Here is a 7,281-nt window from a genome sequence, read left to right on the forward strand (position 1 = left end):
ATTTTTCCGTATATTATTTGTCTCCGATATTTTGGTGCAAATACTATGTGATACTTGCAATTCCATGTTGTGTGTGATAAACTGCTTTTTGTATCAATCTTCATTTTGATACCCCCTATATTATTTTGTTGCGGCTGACTAGACCCGCTTCTATTTTAACATAGGTTTTTTTATTCCTCATCGGCATAAGCCTCTTTTGAACCACCAGCTTAGCTGGTGGTTTTCGTGATACAAAAAATGCCAATGGCTCCATCGAGGAACCATTGGCATTGCTTGCTTTTCGCCAAAATCAACCCTACCGTACCGTCGTACGCCTGCGGATCGCCGGCGGGTCATTCCCGCCGGCCCTGCCGGATATGATATTGTTTCTGCGAAGCTTAGTCCGCAAAAGCATATTCCCCCATAAACAAAATCTCACCGCTTAGGTTGTCTCGAATGATATAAGTGAAAGGTCTGTCCGCCCTGCATTCAATGGGCTGAGGCGGCAATGCGGCCCCTGCCATTGCGATTCCCGTAACAGCTGCGGCTTCCGTCCCGTTCTCGTCCACGTTGATATAGGTCTTATGAATGGTATTGCTGATCCACATATTACCCTCTGTGAACATCTTCCCGAACTCCGCCTGCCGGGAAAAGGCCCTTTTGATACCGAGCGCATGAAAAATATCGTTCAAGGAAGTGGAAAACTCCGTCTTGAACTTGGGCATGCTGAAGTGCACATAGGCAGACTGCAATGTCTCACTCTTCAAAAGCGCCTCCGCATTGGTCACTCTTCCCTCTTTGGGTATCAACAGAAACATACTGACCGACAGCTCTTCATGATATTCAGAACCGGCATATTCACCGTTCTCGTCAAGCTTTACCTCCCGATTGCTGTAAGGCAGCTCTATCATTTGAAGCCCGTCGTTCTCAAAATAATTGAAATATCCGGTTTTGTGCATGAAATCCATTTCCGCCTTTTCTCCATGCCGATCAGTGAAGGTTTCTTTTTTCGTTGCGCCCGGATTGAACGGCATCTGCCACTGCCCTTTGAAATAGACCGCATTCGCCAGATAAGCCCAGAAATCAGGATCGTTGATTAGGGTCGGAATTTTGCCATTGGTCTTTTCGCTGACCCAAGAGTTAATCTCCTTCACGGCATTCGCATCCGTGACCTCAAAAGCATCGCCGCGGTAAAAATCCGCAATGGATTTCCGGTAGGCTTCGCTGAATTGCATTTCGCATCTGCTCCGGTTGATCCAGATGGAATTGGCGACGTTCAGCTTGACAACATCCGTCTTGGAATACGTCTCAATCAGCTTTTTGGCCTGTTCGTTGAAAGCATCCAAATCCTCGGCTTTCATCGCACCCAGAATCTCTGATTTGGTTTCCCCTTCCGCACCGTTGGCAGCCAATGCCAGCGCCATCCGGATGCTCAGCGGGGAGAACATATAGTTCTGATCCTGCGGCATGAGCGTGTTGTTTATCTCATCCGCAAAAGTGGTTTTCTTAGCTGCCGGAGTGCCGCCAAACAGAAATCCCTCAAAATCGCTTTGCTGGTACATTCCGTTTTCAATCAGTTTTTTGTAAAGCATTTTACCGGAAGCATCCAGTGTAGTCAGCGCACTGCGGCACAGGCGGACCGCATCGCTGCGCAGGAGCGTCATATCGTGATAAACAACGCTTGTTGTAAAATTGTTGTTTAAAAGATCCGACTCCCTGCCCTTTTCGTAAGCCTGCTCCAAATCCGTAATCTCATAGCCCAAAACCGTCAGAAGAATTTTTGCGAACTCCTTCCCGGTCACGGTCCGATCCGGTTCAAACCGTGTTTCACTCACGCCGTTTATGTAGCCCGCATGATAGAATTTTTCAATCATGTCTTCCGCCCAGTGTCCCTGAATATCGCCAAACGAAGGCTCCGGATAGCCGATATCTGGAAAGACTAAGCCTGTCACCCGGCTTATCAGGACAATTGCTTCCGCCCTTGTCACCTCCCGTTCCAGTTCCAATCCGTTCTCGGTTCCCAAAAGCATACCAAGCCTTTGAAGCCCGGCCGCCTCCCTTTCCGCAAGAGGTATCTCCTCCCTGCTCAGCGTGGCCGCCCCTGCCGTCAGACTGCACAGCAGGCCAAATACCAGAAGAATGCCCGTAATTCTTTTCATTTTGAAACCTCCCTTTTCTTTTATAAGATAAAAAATTGTGCGCGAACGTGCGCAACTGTATGTTTCAAAAATAGTATGCGAAGCAGACTTGTTGTTTTTTGGAACGAAAGACCTTTTTATTATTTGACGAAAAACGGAGGAAAAAGTTCCCTTTCACCGATTTATCTTTCAAAAAACATTTGATGGTATATAATATATATGATATAGCTTGCGGAGCTGAAACATTTTTCGGATGGCATATGTCTTGCAAAAGCGTTTTTATCTTGCTATAATACGAAGACAAGGGAGGAATGAACGTATGGATTTATCTGTTTTGATTATCAATATTCTGCTGGGCTTTAATATCATCTTCCTTCTTTCTGTCATTTTTGTGGAGCGCAAGCGTCCCCAGTCCACCATTGCATGGATATTAGTGCTTACCCTGCTCCCTGTTGTCGGAGGAATTCTGTATCTGTTTTTTGGAAGTACGCTGAATCTGCGTTTCAGTGGAAAACTGAAAAAAAAGTACAAAAATTTTGATCAGGCAACCGCTGATTTTTACACGTATTTGGATCAATCCATCAAAGAATTTAAAAACTTAAATCAAAAAGAAATTCATCCTTACCGTGATATCGTATATATGCTTTTAAATCAGGCGGAAAGCCTTTATACGAACGACAACAATGTAAAACTGTTCACAGCGGCAAAAGAAATGTACGACGATCTGTTTTTTGAAATCAAGCACGCCAGACAAACCATTCATATCGAATTTTTTATCATTCGGAACGATGCAGTGGGCAAAAAGCTGGTCTCCTTACTGGCAGAGAAAGCACAGCAAGGGGTGGAGGTACGGCTTTTGTACGACGAATTCGGCAGTCTAACCACTACAATGGGCTTTTTTCAGCCGATTGTCAAAGCCGGCGGCAAAGTATGCCGCTATTTTACCACGCGGTTTTCCAACCTGCTTCGTGTCAACCACCGAAACCATCGAAAGATTGTGGTAATCGACGGCAAAGTAGGTTACACGGGCGGGATGAATCTGGGCTTGGAATATATGGGAATGAAAAAGATCTCCCCTTGGCGGGATACTCATTTAAAGCTGTCCGGCTCCTGTGTCAGTATGATGCAGATCCGTTTTCTTCTGGACTGGCTCTTCTCTTCCGGAGAAACCTTCCAGCTGGAAACCTCCAGCAAAAAATTTTTCCCCACCCCCTCAAAATCCGGAAATATGGGCGTTCAGATCGTGTCAAGCGGACCGGATACCGGTGCAGAGAGCATCAAATGCGGTTATTTGAAGATGATCAACAGCGCCCACAAGCGGATTTATATTCAGACGCCCTATTTTGTACCGGATGATTCCATGCAGCAATGTCTGATGCTGGCGGCGCAATCCGGAATCGATGTGCGTATCATGATCCCCGGCATCCCGGATAAGGGGTATGTATACGCCATCACCCTTTCCTATATGGAGGAACTATTAAAATGCGGTGCAAAAGTTTATCTTCATCCTGGTTTTATCCATTCCAAAACCATTGTGATAGATTCTTATGTCTCCTCGATCGGAACAACAAATTTTGATGTCCGCAGCTTCAATCTGAATTTTGAGGTCAATGCCTTTGTCTATGACCGTGATTTCGCCTTAAAAAACGTAGATGTGTTTATGGCCGACGCCAGCGAATGCAAAGAACTAACCTATGAAAGTTTTCAAAAAAGAAATCTATTCCGGAAAATGGGTGAGAGCATTTTCCGGCTGTTCGCACCGTTGGCATAAGCATAGGGGATTGATTCGGCTTTAAGCATTAGGGAGCGGAACCCCATATACCCTGCACTTGTTAAACTCCCTAATGCTTAACCATAGAATACTGTATCCGAATCCAGCGAAGCCAACCAAAACCGGAATTTTTCTTTTGCCATTTCCGGTATCCCAATTAAAATCTTGCAATTTAACAAATTATTCATTTATCGTTCACACCCTTTACACATTCCTTTGCTATACTCTTAACTGTAAGAAGAAAGATTCCCACCTTCTTCTGGATTTCTTTTCGATTCGCGAAACGTTTTTTTCATTCCCCTTTTTTACATATTTATTTCTCGAAAAACTGTGATTCCCTGTCACAGTTTTTTGCTTTTTCAATATTTTGATTGTATGTTTCTTAAGCATAGAGCACCGTATCCGAACCCGTTTTTTTGAACGTTTTTCCGCCATGACATCGTCAAAATGTCCGCGCATACTTAAGCATTAACATTTTATTCATGCGTTATTCACAGCACTGACACAATACCCTGGTATACTAAAAACATAGAAAGGAGGACAAAACATACACAACAACTTTAAATAACCCCTCTAAAAATAAATCCTATCCCTTTTTATGAATCTTATGAAGAAAGCGCTGCGGTTCCCCTACCGCAGCGCTTTCTATATTTCTCGGAACGAAAATTTTTTTTATTTTTTTTCTTTCGGACTGAAAATCAACGCAATCAGAAATCCAAAGAAAATTGCCGCTGCAATTCCGGCAGCCGCGGAAACAACTCCACCTGTAAAGGCCCCCAAAAGCCCATGCTCTGCAATCCCCTTCATCGCGCCTTTTCCCAGGGTATATCCAAAGCCTGTCAGAGGAATGGTCGCACCGGCTCCGCCGAACTCCACAATTGGTTCATATAATCCCAGACAGGTCAGCACCGTTCCCGCCACCACATAGATAACAAGAATCCTGGCAGGCGTCAATTTTGTCTTATCAATCAATATCTGTCCGATGACGCACAGAATGCCTCCCACAAGAAATGCATATAGATACTCCATGGCTACTCCTCCTTATTGGTACTGATAGATACCAGATGTGCAATCCCCGGAATGGTTTCTCCCTGCTGGGAGCTTGTTGGACTCATAAGCGCACCGGTAGCCATAAAGGCAATATTCTGCCAGGTTCCCTTTTTCATTTCCTTTAAAAGGTAACTGCAGAGCACGGAAGCCGCACAGCCGCATCCGCTTCCTCCGCAGTGGACATCCTGCTCGTCGATATCATAAATCATGCAGCCACAATCATCCAGTTTCCCCTTGGTATCAAATCCATTGTCATGAAGCAAATCCCTCAGAATATCCTTCCCCATCATACCAAGATCTCCCGTCACAACAAGATCGTAATCGTCAAAGGTTTTTCCTGTTTCATTGAAATGAGTAATCAGGGTATCAAGAGCCGCAGGAGCCATAGCAGCTCCCATATTATTCAGGTCATTGATTCCCAGATCGATCACTTTTCCGGTAGTCACATAGCGCACATAAGGGCCAAGTCCTTCCTTGGAAACCAGAACCGCACCTGAGCCGGTAACGGTCCACTGAGCCGTGGGAGTTCGCTGACCGCCATATTCCAGCGGAAAACGAAATTGCCGTTCGGCAGAGCAAAAATGACTGGAGGTGACTGCAATCGCATTCTTTGCGTATTCTCCATCCACAATGATTGAGGCCAGAGATAAACTTTCCGCCATAGTGGAACAAGCACCGTACAGCCCAAAGAAAGGGATATCCAATTCACGGATGGCATAGTTGGTAGAAATACATTGGTTTAAAAGGTCACCTGCAAAGATGTAATCCACTTCATTTGCTGAAATCTTGGATTTTGCGATGGCATTTGTGACGCTCTCCTTCATCAGCTTGCTTTCCGCCTTTTCCCATGTCTGCTCCCCGTATTTCGCGTCATCGATAATAATATCAAAATAGTTCTTTAAAGGTCCTTCTCCCTCTTTCGAACTGACAATGGAAAAAAACGAATTGATGCTGGGAGGATTGCTCATCTTAACCGTTTGCCTTCCCAATTTTTTTACCATAACGCTACCCCCTTAATCAAAGCCATAATCAATCCGCAGACAATGGAAGCCGTGATTCCGTAAACCAATACAGGACCTGCTATCACAAACATTTTTGCCCCCAGGCCAAGCACATATCCCTCGCTCTTAAATTCCATAGCGGGAGAGACAATAGAGTTTGCAAAACCGGTGATCGGAACGATGGTTCCAGCTCCTGCATATTTCGCAATCTTATCATAGAGATTCAATCCGGTCAGCAAAGCACCGAGGAAAATCATCGCCATCGAAGTAAAGCTGGAGGCATGTTCCTGTTCCATCCCCATTCCCTTAAAAAAATTCAATATAAACTGGCCGATCACACAGATCAGCCCGCCAATCAAAAACGCCATCAGGCAATTTTTTATAAGCGGTGATTTTGGCATGTTTTTTGTTACATATTGATTGTAATCCTGGTTGGTGATCTGTTTCATATCTCTCACTCCTGTTCTTTCAGCAAAGCATGAAAGAGCAGAACAAATAAATGAGCTTCAGCCTTTTCATGCTTAATACTTTTATTGTTTCATCTTTCAAATTTTTTATAACAACATTCTAATGAATAATTTTTTCCAACGATGTTTCAGACATTTGAGAAAAAAGAGAGACTCAAGGTATTTAAGGAATCAAATATTGACCACGAATATGCAACATTTGTACAATCATTTGAGAAATTTGTTCATTGTCTTTTTGTGTTCGCAACAATAGAATAAAGTTAATAGAGAATGGCTGTCTGTTTAAAAGCAATCTGTTTTTTCGCAGCCCGTTTATTTCGACGCTTATAAATCAAAAATTCAAATCACAAAATGAATATTTTGTCACCTTCTGAAATTGACGAATTTCAAATTTCATGTTATTTATAACAAAAAGCAAGATGCTTTTTGCTTCCGGCAATTGTATCTGCACTTCACGTTTTAACAATTCTGTAAGTCATTCGGCAAACTCATTTTTGAAGGGCGGCCGCCCTTCAATCGCTTGTGAAACAAGCGATTTGCGCGCATACGGCACGTATGGCAGTTTTTTGATTGAAACAAGTCTCTGCCGGATTTGTCTCACACGGCGGCATTTGTGGAATGTCACAGTTGCTGTGCTCTGCGCTGTGTACTATGCGCTATCATTATGCCCGTTCTTTTTCAGAAGTGAAATGCTGCAGTGCCTCATCCACACTACAAATGCTTTCGCTTCAGACAATAACAATATATAAAAATAAAGGCTCTGTAAAGTTAACATGAAAAAATAGCACCCGCAATCAGCCAATCTGGCTAAGCAACGAGCAAAAGCTCGCGTTTGCGCTTTTTGGACAGCTCGAGGCCGGCGCACTGTGCCGGGG

General features: G+C 44.0%; 6 protein-coding genes. 1 reads left to right on the forward strand and 5 read right to left on the reverse strand.

All coding sequences use genetic code 11. From position 1 onward, the window contains the following. Together KQI32_RS12745 and KQI32_RS12750 are read right to left on the reverse strand one after the other, a co-directional pair. A partial coding sequence (locus tag KQI32_RS12745) for a transposase (protein ID WP_216424515.1) occupies nucleotides 1–104 on the reverse strand: 104 nt, incomplete at its 3' end. Between the two features lie 273 nt (nucleotides 105–377). Next, nucleotides 378–2,138, reverse strand: a complete 1,761-nt coding sequence (locus KQI32_RS12750) for a serpin family protein (RefSeq protein ID WP_216425933.1) — start codon at nucleotides 2,136–2,138, stop codon at nucleotides 378–380. A 298-nt stretch (nucleotides 2,139–2,436) separates the two neighbouring features. Here KQI32_RS12750 and cls point away from each other — a divergent pair, with 298 nt between their 5' ends. Then, complete coding sequence (gene cls / locus KQI32_RS12755; RefSeq protein ID WP_216425940.1) at nucleotides 2,437–3,888, forward strand: cardiolipin synthase; 1,452 nt, start codon at nucleotides 2,437–2,439, stop codon at nucleotides 3,886–3,888. 672 nt (nucleotides 3,889–4,560) lie between these two features. Here cls and spoVAE read toward each other — a convergent pair. The 3 genes from spoVAE to spoVAC are packed head-to-tail and all read right to left on the reverse strand — an operon-like array spanning nucleotide 4,561 to nucleotide 6,388. After that, complete coding sequence (gene spoVAE, locus KQI32_RS12760; RefSeq protein WP_216425948.1) at nucleotides 4,561–4,917, reverse strand: stage V sporulation protein AE; 357 nt, start codon at nucleotides 4,915–4,917, stop codon at nucleotides 4,561–4,563. 2 nt (nucleotides 4,918–4,919) lie between these two features. Next, nucleotides 4,920–5,939 (reverse strand): stage V sporulation protein AD, encoded by a 1,020-nt coding sequence (gene spoVAD / locus KQI32_RS12765; protein WP_216425951.1) that lies wholly within the window; start codon nucleotides 5,937–5,939, stop codon nucleotides 4,920–4,922. Next, a complete protein-coding gene (gene spoVAC / locus KQI32_RS12770; protein WP_216425952.1) occupies nucleotides 5,933–6,388 on the reverse strand; it encodes a stage V sporulation protein AC in 456 nt (151 codons plus the stop codon). The genes spoVAD and spoVAC overlap by 7 nt, the downstream gene beginning before the upstream one ends. Nucleotides 6,389–7,281 lie beyond the last annotated feature (893 nt).

Origin of the sequence: Acetivibrio sp. MSJd-27, assembly GCF_018918095.1 — a bacterium.
GTDB lineage: Bacteria > Bacillota > Clostridia > UMGS1840 > HGM11507 > HGM11507.

Coding starts and splice junctions, on each gene's coding strand:
- KQI32_RS12750 (WP_216425933.1), bottom strand. CDS start 2,138: ATGAAAAGAATTACGGGCATTCTTCTGGTATTTGGCCTGCTGTGCAGT.
- cls (WP_216425940.1), top strand. CDS start 2,437: ATGGATTTATCTGTTTTGATTATCAATATTCTGCTGGGCTTTAATATC.
- spoVAE (WP_216425948.1), bottom strand. CDS start 4,917: ATGGAGTATCTATATGCATTTCTTGTGGGAGGCATTCTGTGCGTCATC.
- spoVAD (WP_216425951.1), bottom strand. CDS start 5,939: ATGGTAAAAAAATTGGGAAGGCAAACGGTTAAGATGAGCAATCCTCCC.
- spoVAC (WP_216425952.1), bottom strand. CDS start 6,388: ATGAAACAGATCACCAACCAGGATTACAATCAATATGTAACAAAAAAC.